The organism is Bacillus altitudinis 41KF2b (assembly GCF_000691145.1).
Taxonomy (GTDB): domain Bacteria; phylum Bacillota; class Bacilli; order Bacillales; family Bacillaceae; genus Bacillus; species Bacillus altitudinis.
The window spans coordinates 33,074-50,179 of sequence record NZ_ASJC01000006.1; the positions used below are offsets into that span (position 1 = coordinate 33,074).

General features: G+C 41.4%; 18 protein-coding genes and 1 riboswitch. Of the genes, 12 read left to right on the forward strand and 6 right to left on the reverse strand.

Translation table 11 applies throughout. The features are described 5' to 3' along the window. The first annotated feature begins 106 nt into the window (after nt 1–106). Nucleotides 107–206, forward strand: a riboswitch (purine riboswitch). Between the two features lie 77 nt (nt 207–283). After that, a complete protein-coding gene (locus tag BA79_RS12220; protein ID WP_017358727.1) occupies nt 284–1,456 on the forward strand; it encodes an MFS transporter in 1,173 nt (390 codons plus the stop codon). A gap of 42 nt (nt 1,457–1,498) precedes the next feature. Here BA79_RS12220 and BA79_RS12225 read toward each other — a convergent pair whose 3' ends face one another. Both BA79_RS12225 and BA79_RS12230 read right to left on the reverse strand, forming a co-directional pair. Then, on the reverse strand, nt 1,499–1,876 hold the full coding sequence (locus BA79_RS12225) for a hotdog domain-containing protein (RefSeq protein ID WP_008343876.1): 378 nt from the start codon (nt 1,874–1,876) through the stop codon (nt 1,499–1,501). Nucleotides 1,877–2,012: 136 nt separating this feature from the next. Next, nucleotides 2,013–2,780, reverse strand: coding sequence for a GNAT family N-acetyltransferase (locus BA79_RS12230; protein ID WP_035703010.1), 768 nt, complete (start codon nt 2,778–2,780; stop codon nt 2,013–2,015). Between the two features lie 207 nt (nt 2,781–2,987). On the opposite strand from BA79_RS12230, the gene BA79_RS12235 reads away from it, so the two are divergent. The 4 genes from BA79_RS12235 to BA79_RS12255 all read left to right on the forward strand — a co-directional run bounded on the left by BA79_RS12235 (nt 2,988) and on the right by BA79_RS12255 (nt 5,935). After that, nucleotides 2,988–3,446: a MarR family transcriptional regulator gene (locus BA79_RS12235; protein ID WP_035703013.1), complete on the forward strand. Its 459-nt coding sequence runs from the start codon at nt 2,988–2,990 to the stop codon at nt 3,444–3,446. 348 nt (nt 3,447–3,794) lie between these two features. Next, nucleotides 3,795–4,256, forward strand: coding sequence for a 2-thiouracil desulfurase family protein (locus BA79_RS12245; RefSeq protein ID WP_035703017.1), 462 nt, complete (start codon nt 3,795–3,797; stop codon nt 4,254–4,256). Between the two features lie 29 nt (nt 4,257–4,285). Continuing rightward, nucleotides 4,286–4,702 (forward strand): DUF5301 domain-containing protein, encoded by a 417-nt coding sequence (locus tag BA79_RS12250; protein WP_007498466.1) that lies wholly within the window; start codon nt 4,286–4,288, stop codon nt 4,700–4,702. Between the two features lie 405 nt (nt 4,703–5,107). After that, the gene (locus BA79_RS12255; RefSeq protein WP_035703019.1) at nt 5,108–5,935 is read left to right on the forward strand and encodes an aldo/keto reductase; all 828 of its coding nucleotides are present in this window, start codon (nt 5,108–5,110) and stop codon (nt 5,933–5,935) included. Nucleotides 5,936–5,985: 50 nt separating this feature from the next. Here BA79_RS12255 and BA79_RS12260 read toward each other — a convergent pair whose 3' ends face one another. Beyond that, nucleotides 5,986–7,068: an iron-containing alcohol dehydrogenase family protein gene (locus BA79_RS12260; RefSeq protein WP_035703021.1), complete on the reverse strand. Its 1,083-nt coding sequence runs from the start codon at nt 7,066–7,068 to the stop codon at nt 5,986–5,988. A gap of 199 nt (nt 7,069–7,267) precedes the next feature. Here BA79_RS12260 and trhO point away from each other — a divergent pair, with 199 nt between their 5' ends. Continuing rightward, nucleotides 7,268–8,236 (forward strand): oxygen-dependent tRNA uridine(34) hydroxylase TrhO, encoded by a 969-nt coding sequence (gene trhO, locus BA79_RS12265; RefSeq protein ID WP_007498459.1) that lies wholly within the window; start codon nt 7,268–7,270, stop codon nt 8,234–8,236. 342 nt (nt 8,237–8,578) lie between these two features. Further along, complete coding sequence (gene aimA, locus BA79_RS12270; protein ID WP_035703024.1) at nt 8,579–10,198, forward strand: glutamate/serine transporter AimA; 1,620 nt, start codon at nt 8,579–8,581, stop codon at nt 10,196–10,198. 34 nt (nt 10,199–10,232) lie between these two features. Here the strand turns inward: aimA and BA79_RS12275 are convergent, their stop codons facing one another. Continuing rightward, nucleotides 10,233–10,433: a hypothetical protein gene (locus BA79_RS12275; RefSeq protein WP_008343859.1), complete on the reverse strand. Its 201-nt coding sequence runs from the start codon at nt 10,431–10,433 to the stop codon at nt 10,233–10,235. A 185-nt stretch (nt 10,434–10,618) separates the two neighbouring features. Here BA79_RS12275 and licT point away from each other — a divergent pair, with 185 nt between their 5' ends. The 4 genes from licT to BA79_RS12295 all read left to right on the forward strand — a co-directional run bounded on the left by licT (nt 10,619) and on the right by BA79_RS12295 (nt 15,912). Continuing rightward, complete coding sequence (gene licT, locus BA79_RS12280) at nt 10,619–11,455, forward strand: BglG family transcription antiterminator LicT (protein WP_008343858.1); 837 nt, start codon at nt 10,619–10,621, stop codon at nt 11,453–11,455. Nucleotides 11,456–11,691: 236 nt separating this feature from the next. Further along, nucleotides 11,692–13,551, forward strand: coding sequence for a beta-glucoside-specific PTS transporter subunit IIABC (locus BA79_RS12285; RefSeq protein ID WP_008343857.1), 1,860 nt, complete (start codon nt 11,692–11,694; stop codon nt 13,549–13,551). Between the two features lie 19 nt (nt 13,552–13,570). Then, the gene (locus BA79_RS12290; protein ID WP_035703025.1) at nt 13,571–14,992 is read left to right on the forward strand and encodes a glycoside hydrolase family 1 protein; all 1,422 of its coding nucleotides are present in this window, start codon (nt 13,571–13,573) and stop codon (nt 14,990–14,992) included. A gap of 182 nt (nt 14,993–15,174) precedes the next feature. After that, nucleotides 15,175–15,912, forward strand: a complete 738-nt coding sequence (locus BA79_RS12295; RefSeq protein WP_035703028.1) for a hypothetical protein — start codon at nt 15,175–15,177, stop codon at nt 15,910–15,912. 7 nt (nt 15,913–15,919) lie between these two features. On the opposite strand, the gene BA79_RS12300 is transcribed toward BA79_RS12295, so the two are convergent. Next, nucleotides 15,920–16,237 carry a hypothetical protein gene (locus tag BA79_RS12300; RefSeq protein ID WP_035390595.1) on the reverse strand — a complete coding sequence of 106 codons (318 nt, stop codon included), beginning with the start codon at nt 16,235–16,237 and terminating at the stop codon, nt 15,920–15,922. A gap of 113 nt (nt 16,238–16,350) precedes the next feature. Then, nucleotides 16,351–16,497: a hypothetical protein gene (locus tag BA79_RS19395; protein ID WP_155758902.1), complete on the reverse strand. Its 147-nt coding sequence runs from the start codon at nt 16,495–16,497 to the stop codon at nt 16,351–16,353. Between the two features lie 139 nt (nt 16,498–16,636). On the opposite strand from BA79_RS19395, the gene arr reads away from it, so the two are divergent. Further along, on the forward strand, nt 16,637–17,053 hold the full coding sequence (gene arr / locus BA79_RS12305) for an NAD(+)--rifampin ADP-ribosyltransferase (RefSeq protein ID WP_017366526.1): 417 nt from the start codon (nt 16,637–16,639) through the stop codon (nt 17,051–17,053). Nucleotides 17,054–17,106 lie beyond the last annotated feature (53 nt).

A 17,106-nucleotide genomic window follows, 5' to 3' on the forward strand; every position in this document is an offset into this window, starting at 1 on the left:
TCTGCAAGTTCATTTCATGCCTTTCTGAGGTCGTTTATGTCGAAGAGCCATTGGCAGATATTTTCTATTTTTGCAGCTTGCACGTTATGGAAGGCTATGCTAATATATTTGAAGAAAAAAATAGACTTGTATAACCTCAATAATATGGTTTGAGGGTTTCTACCAGGATCCGATAAATCCTGATTACAAAAGCGCGCTTTCCTTTTTTGTAATCAGGGTTTTTTTGTTTGTCTGCACCCTGTATCAAAAGTGAAAGCCATGATATAGAGAAGGGATGTTAGACATGAACTGGAGAGTTTATTTATTAGCTGTTTCTACTTTTGCGGTTGGATTAGTTGAGCTTGTGGTCGGGGGCATTTTGCCAAGTTTAGCAGAGGATCTCAATGTGTCTCTTGCGACAGCTGGGCAGCTGATCACGGTATTTGCGATTGTGTATGCTATTTCAGCACCGGTGCTACTGACCGTCACAGCCAAAATCGAACGAAAGCGTCTTTATTTAATCGCATTATTGGTCTTTACATTAGGCAATGTATTCACATATTTTAGTTCCACCTTTGCCCTTGTCATGATCTCTAGGGTCTTGATTGCCATGAGTACAGCGCTTGTTGTGGTGTTATCATTGACGATTACGGCCAAGCTGGTGGAACCGGCGCATCGAGCGAAAGCATTAGGTCTGATTTTTATTGGGATTAGCTCATCACTTGTTCTCGGTGTACCGATCGGTATTTTTATTACAGAGAGCTTTGGCTGGAGAGTGATGTTTTTAGGAATCAGTATTCTGTCAGCCATATCTATGGTACTCATTTATTTTCTATTGGAGAAAATGCCTGTTGAAAAAGTCACACCGCTTAAAGAACAAATTCGTTCTTTAGGGCATCCGAAAATTTTCAGTGCACATTTGATTAGTTTGTTCATGCTTGCTGGTCATTATATGCTGTATTCTTATTTCACGCCATTTCTGATGGAAGTTCTGCATATGACTCCGTTTTGGATTAGTATTTGTTATTTGGTCTTCGGGCTTGCGTCGATTGGCGGGAATGGGTTTGGCGGCTGGCTGAGTGACAAACTAGGATCAGGAAAAGCCATTTTGCTTGTGACCATGGCGTTTGCCATTGTGATGTTTATCCTTCCTTATACAGCGGGAGTGTTTATGCTCTTTATGGTGATGGTTGTCCTATGGGGTGCTCTTAGCTGGGCACTGACACCTGCTTTGCAGAGCTATTTGATTCAAACAGACCCTGTGACGTCTGATATTCAGCAGAGTTTGAACACATCCGCTTTGCAAATTGGGATTTCCATTGGATCAGCAGTGGGCGGCGTCATGTTTACAATGACCGGTTCATCTGTTGATTTGGCTAAATTCGGCGCTGTTTTTGTGCTGATTGCCTTTAGCTGTGCAGTGATATCATTAAAGAGACCGCCGCTTTATATGGATCGTCAGCATCACGCTGAATAGAAGAGAACAAGATCGTTTAGCTGCCTCATCATAGGCAGCTTTTTATTTTTTGAAAACCACACCTTCGCTTTTACCAGTAATGACTTCTTCTCCATGCTGATTGATATACCGGGAAAAAAGGTGGACACGATGGTATTTTTCAAGGGGTTCTACCTTGGTGACGGCCATCTGACAGGTAATGGTGTCACCTGTATAAACAGGGCGTATGAAGGTACATGTCATCTCTTGACCGATAAAATGAAACTGCCCGCCAAGTTTCGTGGCTAGACTTGCTGTGAGAAAGCCGTGTACCATGAGCCTGCCTTGATCATCTAGCTCGGTATGATGTTTGCCAAGATCACCTGTCATCTCGCCAAATTGGATCACATCTTCATGCGTATAGGTTTTGCTTGTTTGAAATTGATCGCCTGGTCGAACCATCTGTTCTTCAGCTCCTTTTTTTAAATGTACCAAAGGGGTGAATGAATGTACATTCATTTTGTGATGAGATGTTAGAGGCAAAGAAGAGACAGGATGCCTTTCTTTGCCCTTGATACGTCAGGAAAAATGTCATCTTCTATTCAAAAATAACCATTTCTCCAATTGGATGAAATCCGGCACGCTGATAGATATGTTTGCCGTCATTTGAGGCTTGTAACATCACACACTTTTGTTTGTTATCTGTCTGGGTCAAAAGGTAATGAAACATGTCACTGCCAAGTCCTCTTCCACGGTGTTCTGCCTTTGTGATGACATCATAAATACCATAGCTGTCTGTTGTTTCAATCAATAAGCCCGTTGTGACCGGTTTGTTGTGTTCATATCCAACGAACATGCGGGTACTCGGGTTCAATCGTTCAATCGAAAAGCGCTGGAAATAGCTGTTTAAAGAGATTGCCTCAGGTGATCCTTCGAAAAGTTCGATAAATAAATGTTGATAATCGAGAAAAGTTTGATCGTCAGTCACTTCCTTGATCGTAAGCGATTGAGAGGTCCTTTGATCGATGTCGTTTGTATGTTCAAGCATCATGATGGTATTGCGTTCTACTTCTTGAAGCCCATATTTCTGCATGGTATTCGACCAATCGGGGTGGAGCAGGCTTTGAGTGATCCATGTGCTGAATGCTAGCTGCTGTTGCTGCATTTGTTCGATGGCAGCTTCCACTTTTTGTTGATCTTGTATGTGCGCTGAAATGGGTAATAACAAATTGAACGTGTCAGTTGATATATGCGTGTTTGATAGAACGAAATCCTCCGTTGATAGGAACGATCCGTTGACAACAGAAGAAAACAAATTTATTTTTTCTTCTAACTGGCGAATGGCCATTTGCTGCTCTGTTTTCATTCTCTCACCTTCTTTTTTTGATTGAGGGGTACCTATCATAAATAATAGCAAAGAAAAGGAAATTGTGTCGTCTCTTGCAATCTAGTAAAAAAGTTCTTTTATTTATCAGGTCTGATGACCCATTCTTTTCCTCATCCCCACATTTCTTTTGACTCCTTTATTGATTATTAGTACCATTTTATTAACCAGTTAAGAGTGGAGGTTCAGATGGAAACAAACGAGCAGATTGTCTTAAAAGCGATTCAAGATTTGATTATGCATAGGGAAAAGAAACGGAACGATCCAACAGATCCACTGATTACCACGACTGATACACTCAAGCAAGATTGGACACTTACACAGCTTCATATTTTATCTATGATTCAAGCAAACCCTAACGAATCCAATAATACATTTCTTTCACAACAACTAAAACTATCAAAACCAGCCATTACAAAGGCTGTGAAAAAGCTCATCGAAAAAGGCATGATCGACTATTGCCACCGGCAAGGTGACAAGAAATCCGTCTATTATTCACTCACAGAGGAAGGCACACAGCTTGCGGCACTGCATGATGAGCTTCATGAACAGGCAGTCTCCTCCTATTTAGAATTCCTCCATGAATTTAATGAAGACGAACTACAGGTTATTGAGCGCTTCTTAAAGGCTTGGAAGGAAAAGATATAAATAACGGGCCGAAAGCTTTCTATAAACTAGATGCTTTCGGTTTTTTTATGGTAAAATTAACATATATTGACGTTGTTCGTGATGATGATTGAGGGAGGGAACCGTGTTGGTGGAAGAGATGATGGGAAATTTCAAAAAATATGTATTTATCATGCCGTTCGTCGGATTGTTTGTCAGCTTGCTATTATTTGTTTATTTTTTTGGGATCACAGGAGTTGAAGGGTCCATGTGGGCGGCTGTTTTGTATTGTGCTCTGCCCTTTCTGATGTACACGATACTCTGTTTGCCTTTATGGATTTATTTTAAAGTCAGCAAAAAACGTTCAATACATAGAAATGAGGAACATACATGATCGTTGTCAGCGCTTGTCTTGCGGGATTAAAGGTCCGTTATAATGGCAGCCATCGATTAGATCAACGTATCGAGGAGCTTGTGCAGGAAGGAAAGGCGGTAACAGTTTGCCCTGAGCTGCTTGGCGGTTTCTCTACACCAAGACCTCCCGCAGAAATTATTGGTGGAGATGGTCATGATGTCTTACGGGGGCAGGCTTCTATTGTTGATGTTCATGGAACAGATGTGACAGAGATGTATGTAAATGGTGCACAAGCCACGCTTAAGCAGGCTCAGACATTTGGCGCAACATCCGTCGTGTTAAAAGAGTACAGCCCTTCTTGCGGAAGCCGGATGATCTATCGGGGAGAATTTAACGGTAAGACAAAGGCTGGGGACGGTGTGACGTCTGCCTTGCTGAAACAGCATGGGATTCAAGTATTCTCTGAGGAGGATGATTGGACCTCGCTGTTTGTATAGGGATGGCGTGAATTGAAGGAGGAGTTAGGTTGAAGAAGTGGATCATTGGTTTAGTAGTCGTTATTTTCATCGGAATAGGTCTTTATTTTATGATCAATGCCAAAACATATGCTTTTGATGATGTGGTCTCGATTGATAAAGATAAAGTGACTTCCATTCAAATTGAGCATGATGATGAGCGCGTTGTGGTGGACAAGAAAGAGGATATTCAAAAGTTGCTGAAGAAATTTTCGGGTATTCAATTAAAGAAAATAAACGAGGCTAAAAAAGCCTCAAAAGAATCGTATTGGATCAGAGTGTACGAGAACGAAAAGCAAATGTATGGTCTGACTTTTTATGACCAAAGCTTTTTAGAGACATATGATGGTTCTAAAACAAAAAATCGAATCAGTGAATACCAAATCGTTGATGCAAATCAAGTCGATATGGGACAATACATCAAATAAGATCATTCAGTCTATGAATGGTTTCAGCGTGTAGACAAACCCTCGCATTCTTTGTCAGTCCTGCGTGCTGGTGCTCACGAATGTCAAATTCGCTCTGCGCCAGTACTCGTCCTTCCTAGGGCTGCAAAGGTTTTCTATCACGCTAAAAAAAAAGACAAAGGGCTAAAATCAAATTCATTTTAGCCCTTTGTCAATAATTTGGAACACCTGACATTTTGACGTCAGGTGTTTTTCCGTTCTTTGCACATAATTTGGGTATTTTGGACTTATCTAGACTTTAATAAATTAAAAAAGTAAAGAACTATCTGAGATCATTCAGTCTATGAATGGTTTATCTTCATGCATGATCTTTCGCACATTCGGGTATAGTGCATGGTAAGCAAAAATGAAGCGGAGGTTTGTTTGATGAGTGGATTAACAGATACAGTCACATTAGCAAACGGAGTGAAAATGCCGAAGCTTGGCTTTGGTGTATGGCAAGTAAAAGATGGGGATGAGGCTGTAAATGCAGTCAAAGACGCACTTGAAGCGGGCTATCGCAGTATAGATACAGCAGCGGCCTATCAAAATGAAGAAGGTGTTGGCAAAGCCATTCAGCAATCAGGCATCTCTCGCGATGATCTGTTCATTACGACAAAAGTCTGGAATAGTGATCAAGGATATGAGTCAACGCTTGAAGCCTTTGAAACGAGTATGAACAAACTAGGTCTGGATATATTGGATCTTTATTTAATCCATTGGCCGGTTGAAGGCAAATATAAAGAAACGTGGAAAGCGCTAGAGAAGCTGTATAAGGATGGGCGTGTTAAGGCAATTGGCGTGTGTAACTTCCATCAGCACCATTTAGAAGATTTATTAGAAGAGGCAGAAGTGGTACCAATGGTCAATCAAATTGAGCTGCATCCGAAGCTGACGCAGGAGCCTTTACGTGACTACTGCAAGGCAAAAGGCATTCATGTAGAAGCATGGTCGCCATTAGGCAGCGGGAAACTTCTTAACCATCCGGTGCTTCAAGATATTGCGAAAAAACATGAGAAGTCAGTGGCGCAAGTCATTCTTCGCTGGGATTTGCAGCATGGCATTATCACCATTCCGAAATCTGTGACGAAGAGCCGAATCATCGAAAATACAAACGTATTTGATTTCGAGTTGTCCGCCCATGAAATGAGTGTCATTGATCAGCTCAATGAAGATGAGCGCACGGGTCCAGACCCAGATAACTTCGATTTTTAATAGAAAGAAAGCACAGGCGGGATGCCTGTGCTTTTTATTTGCCCGTATGTTCAAACCGTTTTTTGAGGCTGATAGGTCTCAATGATTTGAATGGCGTCGACAATTTGCTCTTTCGTATAGTCTCCAATCAAACAAAAGGTTTCATCTTTACGTGCAGCATGGTTTGCCACTGTATGTGCTGCTTCCTCTAGCTGAGATGTGATGCCAAGATCACGCATCGTTCTAGGTAATCCGAGTGTTTGATAGAGCTCAAGTAATTCTTCTACTTCCGTCATACGGTTTTCTGCAGCAAGCTGGACGAGAATGCCATAGGCCACTTTTTGTCCATGTAACACATGATGTGTTTCATCAATAAATGTTAATCCATTATGAACGGCATGGGCTCCTGCCATTCTGCCATAACGTCCTCCATAGCCGCCGACTGTTCCGGCTAACGTAATGATCGTATCTGTTACATCTGCAAAGGCTTGAGAAAGCTGGCCTGTTTTTAAACTGCTAACGGCTTCTTCACTATGAGTCAGAAGAATGTCACGAACGTACACTGCCTGCTTTAATGCAGCATGTACCATGAGCGGCAAGGTGCCTTTTGTGTTACGAATAATGGCTTCCGCTTCATACCATTTTGCCAGCGTATCCCCAATTCCGCTTTGGAGATAGGAAAGAGGAGATGAAAGCAAAAAAGTATGATCAATTAACGTGAGATAGCTGGACCGCTTATGATAGTCGACCCTCATAAAATTTCCCTTGTCATCATAAATGACGCTGAGCGGTGTAGAAGCCGCACATGTCCCAGGAATCGTCGGCACCATGATCACTTCAATTTGGAGAGCGTCGGCAACAGACTTCGCTGTATCTAAAATCGTGCCACCACCGATCCCGATGATCACGTCTGAACTCTTGAGTTCTTCCGCAATTCGTGTGATCGCATTTGGTGAACTGTAACCTTTATGCTGAACAACAGGCCACTCGGATGGAAGCTTTGTGTACTGTGAAAAGGCTTGATATGAGTCATATCCTGTCACTATAGCTGGTGACTGAAAGGGAGTAACAAGTGACTCGATTTCATGATAAATCCCCTTTTGAGAAATAAACTGGTTAGGACCGCTTCTGACGATCTCTTCTGGCTGGATCATTGACTTATGCTCCTTTACGAAATCATATAGTTCTTAAATCATCTCATTTTACAGAAAGTTCTGTCAAATAATCGAACAATATGAGACCATAGACCCTTCCGTTTTATGGAATTTAACTGCTGACATTGCCTTAAGGTATGTATTTCCTGTATGATATAAAATGGTATGTTTTGATTAAATTTAAGAGGTGTTTATATATATGGAAAAACAATATCGTGTATTACTTTACTATCAATATGTCCCCATTGAGGATCCAGAAACGTTTACAGCAGAGCATCTAGCATTCTGTAAGGAACTTGGTTTGTTAGGTCGTATTCTTGTTTCATCTGAAGGCATAAACGGAACCGTTTCTGGTACCATTGAGCAGACGGACAAGTACATGCAAGCATTGAAAGAAGATCCACGCTTTGCGTCCATGCCAATTAAAATTGACGAAGCAGATGGTCATGCATTTAAGAAAATGCACGTCCGTCATCGAAATGAATTGGTGAATTTAAGTCTTGAAGATGATGTGAATCCGCTAGAATTAACGGGAAAACATCTCAGCCCAGTTGAATTTTACGAGCAAATGCAATCACCTGATACGGTCGTGATTGATGCACGTAATGATTATGAGTTTGATGTCGGTCACTTCAGAGGTGCTGTGCGCCCTGACATTGAGACATTCCGTGAATTGCCTGAGTGGATTCGTGACAACAAAGAGATTCTTGAAGGGAAAAAAATTCTGACGTATTGCACAGGCGGCGTACGCTGTGAGAAATTCTCAGGATGGTTAAAGCGTGAAGGCTTTGAAGATGTATCCCAGCTTGACGGTGGAATTGTCACGTACGGAAAAGACCCAGAAGTTCAAGGAAAGCTATGGGACGGTCAATGTTATGTGTTTGATAACCGCCTAACGGTTCCAGTCAATCAAACAGAGCACGTCGTGGTAGGAAAAGATTTCTTCACTGGCGAACCTTGCGAGCGTTATGTGAACTGCGCGAACCCTGCATGTAACCGCAAAATGATTGCAACAGAAGAAAGCGAGCATAAATATATGCGCAGCTGCAGCCATGAATGCCGCACAAGCGAACGTAACCTTTATGTGAAACAGCACAATTTATCTGAAGAAGAAGTTCAAGAAAGACTAGCTGTCATTGAAAAAGAACAAGCAATCTCACAAGGATAAGAGGGTTTCCCTTTTATCCTTTTTTCTTTGGATGATATGTGTTCAGAGGGAAGAGGAAGTCATTTCCTCTTTCTTTTTTGTTTTGTTTTTTTCAAAATAAGGGTAAAGGTAGTTAATCAGTCTAATAGATTGAACAGTTGAAAAAGCGCTTTCTTTTGAAATAAGCATGTTCGACTATTTCAGAAAATGGAGAATTGAGAGATAATATAACGGGCAAAAAATGAACAAAGATAAAAGTTCAGATCAGAAAGTATTTGCCAATGGAATGAAAGGTGAGCTGCTATAAAAGAAAGGCGCTTGCTCGACACATGCTCTGTATTTTAATCGAAAGGTGTTATGAACATGAATCATTTGCATCGTAGGATGGGAACTTTCGCTTTAATGATGGTAGGTCTTGGCTCAATCATTGGTTCAGGATGGCTCTTTGGTGCGTGGCGGGCTGCTCAAATCGCCGGCCCTGCTGCTATTTTGTCATGGTTGATCGGGATGGTTGTTATTTTATTTATCGCATTGTCTTATAGTGAACTCGGGTCGATGTTTCCAGAGGCAGGCGGAATGGTCAAATATACGCAATATTCACATGGCTCTTTTATTGGATTTATCGCCGCTTGGGCGAACTGGATCGCGATTGTCTCAGTGATTCCTGTTGAGGCAGTTGCCTCCGTTCAATACATGAGCTCATGGCCTTGGGAGTGGGCAAAGTGGACAAGCCATTTGGTCACAAAAGGGGTTTTGACGACTGAGGGGCTCATGGTGGCAAGTGTGCTGCTGGTGATTTATTTTCTGCTCAATTATTGGACAGTTGGGTTGTTTTCAAAGGCGAATACATTCATTACGATTTTTAAAATCGTCATTCCAGGATTAACAATTGGTGCGCTCTTATTCGTAGGTTTTCATAGTGAGAATTTTACTTCTGGAACAAGTATTGCGCCGAACGGCTGGGCGAGTGTGCTCACAGCTGTGGCAACATCGGGGATTGTGTTTGCTTTTAATGGCTTCCAAAGCCCGATTAATATGGCAGGAGAAGCGAAAAATCCAGGGCGTTCGATTCCAATCGCCATTGTTGGATCGATTTTGATTGCAACGGTCATTTATGTGCTGCTGCAAATCGCTTTTATTGGCGCTGTCGATCCATCAATGATTGTGAATGGCTGGGGGCATTTGAATTTCAACTCGCCATTTGCTGACCTTGCCATTGCGCTAGGGATTAACTGGCTTGTCCTTATTTTATATGCAGATGCGTTCGTTTCTCCTTCTGGCACAGGGATTACGTATACGGCGACGACGTCTCGTATGATTTATGGGATGGAAAAAAACAAGTACATGCCGAGTGTACTTGGCCGTCTGCACCCAATTTACGGTGTGCCTCGTCCAGCGATGTTTTTTAATTTGGGTGTATCGTTTATCTTTCTGTTTTTGTTTAGAGGCTGGGGGGTTCTCGCTGAAATTATTTCTGTGGCGACCCTGATTTCCTATTTGACAGGACCTGTGACAGTGATGACGCTGAGAAAGACGGGCACAGATTTATATCGTCCACTGCGAATTAAAGGACTCAGCATCATTGCCCCGCTTGGTTTTGTCTTTGCATCATTGACACTGTACTGGGCGAGATGGCCGCTGACGGGTCAGGTGCTGTTCATTATTCTCATCGGTCTGCCAATCTATTTTTACTATCAAGCAAAAGCGAAGTGGAAGGGCTTTGGCCGTCACTTTAAAGCAGGTGCTTGGATGGTTGTGTATCTGCTTGTGATGATGACGATTTCCTGTCTCGGCAGTGATAAATTTGGCGGTTATAACGTCATTCATTATGGCTGGGATATGGCGCTCATTGCAGTTGTGGCGTTGTTATTTTATATGTGGGCACTCAAAAGTGGATTTGAAACAGAGTTTTTAGAAGATGCGAAAAAAATCAACGATGAACTGCGTGCTTTTCAGAAAGAAGCCGCCTCATCTAAGGAATAACGGAAGGGCTGCCTGAATACTGAGGGCAGCCTTTTTATTTGGATGGATGATCCATGACATGTTGCTTTAGCCAAGTGGTAACGCCGTGTAGAACGGTGGCTGTCACAAGACAGATAAGCGCATATCTCCATAGCTGATCTAAGCCTTGTCCACTAAGCCAAAAAACAATACCTAGAATAAAGAGAGTCAGAATGAACATGAATAAAAAAGATGCTGACCAGAAAAAAGCCTTCATCGAAGGTCACCTCCTCGGGGTATTGTATGCAGGCCGAGGGAGGATCAGACCAGCAAGAAAGAAGTGAAAATATCGTTAAATCTATTTCAAAAGTCAGATAAAAACGCCAAGTGATTTGACAGTTGTGTTAAGATGAGAGCATATTTTGAGTGTAGATGGCTGGTTATAGACGGAGGTGTTTGGAGATGCAGATTCAAAAGGTTCTAAACAATAATGTCATTAGTGTGATAGATGAACAAGGAAAAGAAATCGTCGTCATGGGCAGAGGCATCGCTTTTCAAAGACGTCCCGGCGACCCGGTGGACGAGGCGTTAATTGATAAAGTGTTCCGCCTAGAAGATCATTCCGTACATGAGCGGATGAAAATGTTGCTTCAAGAGGTTCCATATGATGTCGTCAAGGTGACCGAGGAAATGATCCAATACGCACATACAAAGCTGAACCGAAGATTAAACGAAAGTCTGCATGTATCGCTGGCAGACCATATTCATTACGCCATCGAACGATTAAAGAAAAACCACTTGATTGAGAATTCGCTGATTTGGGAGATTAAACGTTTATACAAAGATGAATTTCTCGTGGCGAAGGAATGCCTTGAGATGATTGAAGATCGTCTTCATATTGAACTGCCTGAAGATGAAGCGGGCTTTATTGCCATGCATATCATTAATGCAGAGCTCAATGAAGACATGAATACAACGGTCAATATCACAAAAGAAGTGAATGCCATACTGACCATTGTGAAATATCACTTGAACATGGAATTTGATGAAGACTCGCTCAACTTTTATCGTTTTCTCACACATTTACGCTTTTTCGTACAGCGTCTCATCAACGAAACGTTACTCGTCAGTGAAGATCAAGATTTATATCAGCTGATTAAAGTGAAATATCCGAAGGCGTACGAATGCGCAAAGAAAATCGCGGAATATGTGTATCAAACATATCATCGCGATCTAACATCAGAGGAGATGCTCTATCTATCGATTCATTTGAATCGACTCATCAAACGAGAAAAATAAAGATAGAATTTTAAAAGAAAGCGTTGACATCATAAAAAGTGAGTGGTACTATTTGCTCATAAACATAAAAGAATACGGTTTCACAATGATCGTCTTAGAGGATTGTGACTGTTCGGCAGGCAAAACCTAAACGTTCACTGAAAAAGCGCAATAGCAAGTTGCGACTATTTTTGGTGCCCGTTTAGGTTTTTATTTTGCCTAAAAACGTATTTTTTTGAAAAAAAGGGGGTTTTTGTATGAGTCATCGTCAATTAGCAGAAGACATTATCAAACATATCGGGACAGAGAAAAATGTTCATTCATTGGTTCACTGTGCCACAAGACTTCGCTTCACATTAAATGACAGATCAAAAGCAGATAAAGCGGCCATTGAAAAATTAAATGGTGTGGTGACTGTCATGGAAAGCGGCGGCCAGTTTCAGGTGGTCATTGGCAACACCGTACCAGAGGTATATCGAGAGATTGGAGAGTTTACGAATCTATTAGAGGATTCCACTTCTTCATCTGCTAGATCAAGTGAAGAAAGTACAAGTCTTTTCGGAAAATTCGTCGACATTGTTTCTGGAATTTTCACACCGCTTCTAGGTGTCATGGCGGGTGCCGGTATTTTAAAAGGACTTCTAGGCATCTGTATCAATGCAAAATGGTTATCTCCTGAAGATACGTCGTATCAAATTTTATTTGCCGCATCAGACAGCTTGTTCTACTTCCTGCCGCTGCTGCTCGCATTCACTTCTGCTAGGAAGTTTAAAGCGAATCCATTTGTCGCTGTGACGATTGCAGGTGCACTGATCTACCCGACTATTCAAGAGCTCACAAAAGGCGGCGGAGATGTGTCGTTCTTCGGCATTCCGGTTGTCTTAATGTCTTATACATCAACGGTTATCCCGATTATTTTGGCAGTGTTTGTGATGGGATATATCGAACGTTTCTTTAACAAAGTCATTCATGAAAGTGTGAAAAACTTTATTACACCACTGATTTTACTGGTCACGGTCGTTCCACTGACACTGATCGTATTTGGACCATTTGGTGTGTATGCAGGGAACGGAATTGCAGCCGTCCTGCTGAAAGTATTCTCCTTTAGCCCTACACTTGCCGGTGCTTTAATTGCGATGGCATGGCAGGTTCTTGTCATCTTCGGTATCCATTGGGGGCTTGTGCCAGTCATTTTAAATAATATTGCGGTTCATGGAAAAGATCATATTAAGCCGGCCACTGCGCCAGCTGTATTTTCACAAGCCGGTGCTTCCATCGGTGTTATGCTGAAAACAAAGAACAAAAAGCTGAAATCATTAGCTGGATCGACAGCGGTTTCTGCTGTATTTGGAATTACAGAGCCTGCTGTATACGGAGTCACACTTCGTTTGAAAAAACCATTTATTGCAGCGGTTATCTCTGCCGGTGTCGGTGGTGCCATTATCGGTTATTCACAAAGTATTGCGATCGCGTCAGGTCTTCCGAGTTTACTGACACTTCCGATCTTCTATGGTCAAGGATTTACAGGGTTCTTAATCGGAATTTCCGTTTCATTTGTCCTTTCAATCGTCTTAACCTATTTGATTGGATTCAAAGATCCTGTGGATGAAGAAGATGCTCCTGCAGCTAGTTCTGCACCAGCATCTGAAAATGAACATGGTGTCAAAGCAGCTCATGTGAAAAGTCCTTTATCTGGCGAAGTCATCAAGCTAGAAGAGGTGCAGGATAAGGCCTTCTCATCTGGCGCTTTAGGTAAGGGCGCAGCCATTATTCCATCAGAAGGCAAGCTGTTTGCACCAGTAACTGGAGTCGTGACAACGGTATTTCCAACAGGACATGCATACGGTCTCACCTCTGAAAGCGGAGCAGAAGTACTCATTCATATTGGATTGGATACTGTACAACTTGGGGGCCGTCATTTTACGCCGAAGGTTGAGCAGGGCCAAACCATTACAGAAGGTGAACTGCTTGCGGAGTTTGATATTGAGGCCATTCAAGCAGCAGGACTGTCTGTCACAACACCTGTGATTATTACCAATTCCGGTGAATTTAGCGATATCATTGAGACAGAAGAAAAACAAGTGACACCAGGACAATCATTTTTACACTTAGTTTAAGAAAAGGGAGGACATAATCATGAGATATTCAACACTAGCACCATTTCCAAAAGACTTTTTCTGGGGCGGATCTACTTCCGCCTATCAAGTAGAAGGTGCATGGAACGAGGATGGCAAGGGACCTTCAGTCATTGATATGAGAGAAAGCTATCCTGAAGGAACAACTGATTTTAAGGTAGCCAGCGATCACTATCATCGATATAAAGAGGACGTGAAGATGTTTGCAGAAATGGGCTTGAAGGCTTATCGTTTCTCCATTGCATGGACACGCATCATTCCAGATGGAGATGGGGAGATCAATCAAAAGGGAATTGACTTCTACCATTCTCTCATTGATGAATTGCGACGCTATGACATTGAACCAATTGTGACGATGTATCACTTTGATTTACCTCATGCGCTTCAAGTGAAAGGCGGCTGGTCAAATCGTCCAACAGTCGATGCGTTTGAACGTTATGCGGAGGTTTTGTTCCAGGAGTATGGTGAGAAGGTAAAATATTGGCTGACCATTAATGAACAAAACATGATGATCTTACATGGATCAGCTCTAGGTACACTGGATCCAAATTTAGAAAATCCGAAAAAAGAACTATATCAGCAGAACCACCATATGCTTGTGGCACAGGCGAAAGCCATGACGCTTTGTCATCGTTTGCTGCCTGAGGCGAAAATAGGACCAGCGCCAAACATCGCCCTTATTTACCCGGCATCTCCAAAACCTGAGGATGTCATTGCTGCGGCTAATTACAATGCGATCCGCAACTGGCTGTATCTTGATATGGCGGTATTCGGTCGTTATAACAACCTTGCATGGGCATACATGAAGGAAAAAGACATTCTTCCTGTGATTGAAGAGGGAGATATGGATATTTTGAAAAGTGCAAAACCAGACTTCATTGCCTTTAACTACTACACATCTCAAACGGTTGAAGCGAGTAAAGGAGATGGCAATGATGAATTTGCCCGCGGTGGAGATCAGCATTTAAAATCTGGTGAAGATGGCGTCTACAAAGGCGGGAACAACCCGTTCTTAAGTAAAAATGCCTTTGGCTGGGAGATTGACCCTACCGGTTTCCGATCAACGATGCGTGAGATTTACGACCGCTATCAGCTACCTCTTATTATTACGGAAAACGGGCTAGGCGCTTTTGACAAGTTAGAAGCGGATGGATCGATTCAGGATGATTATCGAATTGATTATTTAGAAAAACATATTGAACAAATCAAATGGGCGATCACTGACGGTGTTGAGGTATTCGGGTACTGCCCATGGTCAGCCATCGACTTAATCAGTACACACCAAGGCTGCTCAAAACGTTACGGTTTTATCTACGTCAACCGTGATGAATTTGACCTAAAAGACCTCAAAAGAATTCGGAAAAAGAGCTCTTATTGGTATGAAACATTGATCGAGCAAAATGGAGAGAACGTCGGGAAGTAACAGAAAAAAGCCAGTCACCTTATTAGCGGGTGACTGGCTTCTTTGTTCGTTCACTTTATCGGCTTGTGTCATTTGTCTACCATAGAAGTTTCCTTAAATCTATCTTAAATCCATTGATACACTCATTTTGATTTGATAACCTTTATTTTGGAATTTAATACAAAAGGAGGAATATAATCAAAATGTTCAAAAAAACACTTTTAACCCTAATTACCCTAGCTCTTGTCATATCAATATGGACTCCATTTTCATCAGAAGCATCAGCAGAAACACACTCTATCAATTCACAAGAGTTAAAAGCATTAGTAACACCGACGGTTCTACAAAATGAACAAGCTAACAAAGAATTAGACGAACTTGAAAAGAAAATGGGGGAATACATAGAAAACCTTCCATTTACAGAAAAAGAATTTGAAAACATGACAGAGTCAGAACAAAATAAAGTGATCGATCAATATTTCAACAATGAAGAATTTTTAGCTTTAGAAAACCGAATGAAACAACTTGACTCCAAAAGTAATCAGAGTGAAATAACAACACAAGCACTACCAGTATTCTTCATACCTATCGCAATGACCGTAGGAAGAGTTGCTTTAATGGCTATCAGATCAAAAGGCGCAAGAACTGCACTTAAATATCTAAAAAATCGGATAAAAGGATTTGGTAAAAATTACAAAATTAAATGGGATGTAAGAAATGATAAAGGACAACTTAGAAGTTTAGTTGTCGTCCTACACAAAGGAAAGAAAAGAACAACAAGAGTATTTGCTGTAGACAATGGAAAAATCCCTTTAATACCAAAAACCTCAACTTGGTATTGGCATTTTCATGTAGCTCCAAAAGATAAAATACACCATGCTCTCAGAGCATCAGTACCAAAGAAATACAAAGCAAGTCCAGGAGAAACAATATTACACTAAAAAACCCCTAATTTTTAGGGGTTTTTTTCTCTTCATGACTTGTAACTATATCAACTGGATGTATCAAGTTTTCATCATCATTATCCTCATCAGTGTAAGGCATAATAAGTGAATCCAATTCTTCTTTATCATCAACTAAAGCAACGTAAGTTGTATAATCCTCTAAATCTGATGGAAACAATTCAGCTTGACCAACATTACTTTTTAATGCTTGGTCAATAGCACTCTTTAATTCTATTAAACCCTCACGATTACCAATAATATAAGAATCCATATGCCAACTTTTTTGAGCATATATATGACAAATCTTATCTCTATCTTTCATTATCTCATTACACCCTTCCTAAAGAATTTAATTGATTATGTGCCAACACGCCAACCAGATAAAACATCAAAACGTCTCTTTGGCTACTTTATCCTCATCTTCTTCAATCCTGATCAGATATCCTTCAATACGATATTTCCAAAACTGCCACCAAAATTTCTTCCTTCCTTTTCCTCCTGCTCCGTTGCTGCAATTAATTTTTTAGTTTCTTTATCTCTTTCAAGAAGACTGCTTTGTATGTATTCTTGCTGTTTTTTCAACTTGCTGGATTTTACAAATCACACCTTACTCTCTACTATCATTATACCCCGAATTTAATCTCATTTATAGACTGTTTTCCGCCCGCATCAGCCCGTATACTGTTATACGCAAGTCAAAAACGATAAGGGATGTGGCTGTATGAATGACAAGAAAGATGTTTTAGATCCTGGGCCGTTTTTTCATGGGACGAAAGCGGAATTGAAGATTGGGGACCTGCTTGAACCGTTGCATTTGTCCAATTATCAGGATAAACAATCGAACCACATCTATTTTACTGGAACATTAAACGCAGCCAAATGGGGAGCTGAATTAGCTCGATCTGATTCCAAAGAGAGAATTTATGTTGTGGAACCGACAGGCGAGTTTGAAGATGATCCGAATTTGACGGATCAAAGGTTTCCGGGGAACCCGACCCGTTCTTACCGGTCGACATCTCCTTTGAAAATAGTCGCAGAATTAGGTGCGTGGGAAAGACATTCCGATGAAGAAATCAATCATATGCTGACGTCGTTAAAAAAGTTAAGGGAAGAAGGAAAAAATGTCATATACGATTGATTCGTATGTAAGGAATAGATGAATAAAAGGCCGCCCGATTTCACTTGGGCGGC

Bases quoted from the DNA above. Each gene is read 5' to 3' on its own strand.
- BA79_RS12230 (WP_035703010.1), bottom strand. From the start codon at position 2,780: ATGAAAACAGAGCAGCAAATGGCCATTCGCCAGTTAGAAGAAAAAATA.
- BA79_RS12235 (WP_035703013.1), top strand. From the start codon at position 2,988: ATGGAAACAAACGAGCAGATTGTCTTAAAAGCGATTCAAGATTTGATT.
- BA79_RS12295 (WP_035703028.1), top strand. From the start codon at position 15,175: ATGTTCAAAAAAACACTTTTAACCCTAATTACCCTAGCTCTTGTCATA.
- BA79_RS12300 (WP_035390595.1), bottom strand. From the start codon at position 16,237: ATGAAAGATAGAGATAAGATTTGTCATATATATGCTCAAAAAAGTTGG.
- BA79_RS12290 (WP_035703025.1), top strand. From the start codon at position 13,571: ATGAGATATTCAACACTAGCACCATTTCCAAAAGACTTTTTCTGGGGC.
- BA79_RS12285 (WP_008343857.1), top strand. From the start codon at position 11,692: ATGAGTCATCGTCAATTAGCAGAAGACATTATCAAACATATCGGGACA.
- aimA (WP_035703024.1), top strand. From the start codon at position 8,579: ATGAATCATTTGCATCGTAGGATGGGAACTTTCGCTTTAATGATGGTA.
- arr (WP_017366526.1), top strand. From the start codon at position 16,637: ATGAATGACAAGAAAGATGTTTTAGATCCTGGGCCGTTTTTTCATGGG.
- BA79_RS12275 (WP_008343859.1), bottom strand. From the start codon at position 10,433: ATGAAGGCTTTTTTCTGGTCAGCATCTTTTTTATTCATGTTCATTCTG.
- trhO (WP_007498459.1), top strand. From the start codon at position 7,268: ATGGAAAAACAATATCGTGTATTACTTTACTATCAATATGTCCCCATT.
- BA79_RS12255 (WP_035703019.1), top strand. From the start codon at position 5,108: ATGAGTGGATTAACAGATACAGTCACATTAGCAAACGGAGTGAAAATG.
- BA79_RS12220 (WP_017358727.1), top strand. From the start codon at position 284: ATGAACTGGAGAGTTTATTTATTAGCTGTTTCTACTTTTGCGGTTGGA.
- BA79_RS12245 (WP_035703017.1), top strand. From the start codon at position 3,795: ATGATCGTTGTCAGCGCTTGTCTTGCGGGATTAAAGGTCCGTTATAAT.
- licT (WP_008343858.1), top strand. From the start codon at position 10,619: ATGCAGATTCAAAAGGTTCTAAACAATAATGTCATTAGTGTGATAGAT.
- BA79_RS12260 (WP_035703021.1), bottom strand. From the start codon at position 7,068: ATGATCCAGCCAGAAGAGATCGTCAGAAGCGGTCCTAACCAGTTTATT.
- BA79_RS12225 (WP_008343876.1), bottom strand. From the start codon at position 1,876: ATGGTTCGACCAGGCGATCAATTTCAAACAAGCAAAACCTATACGCAT.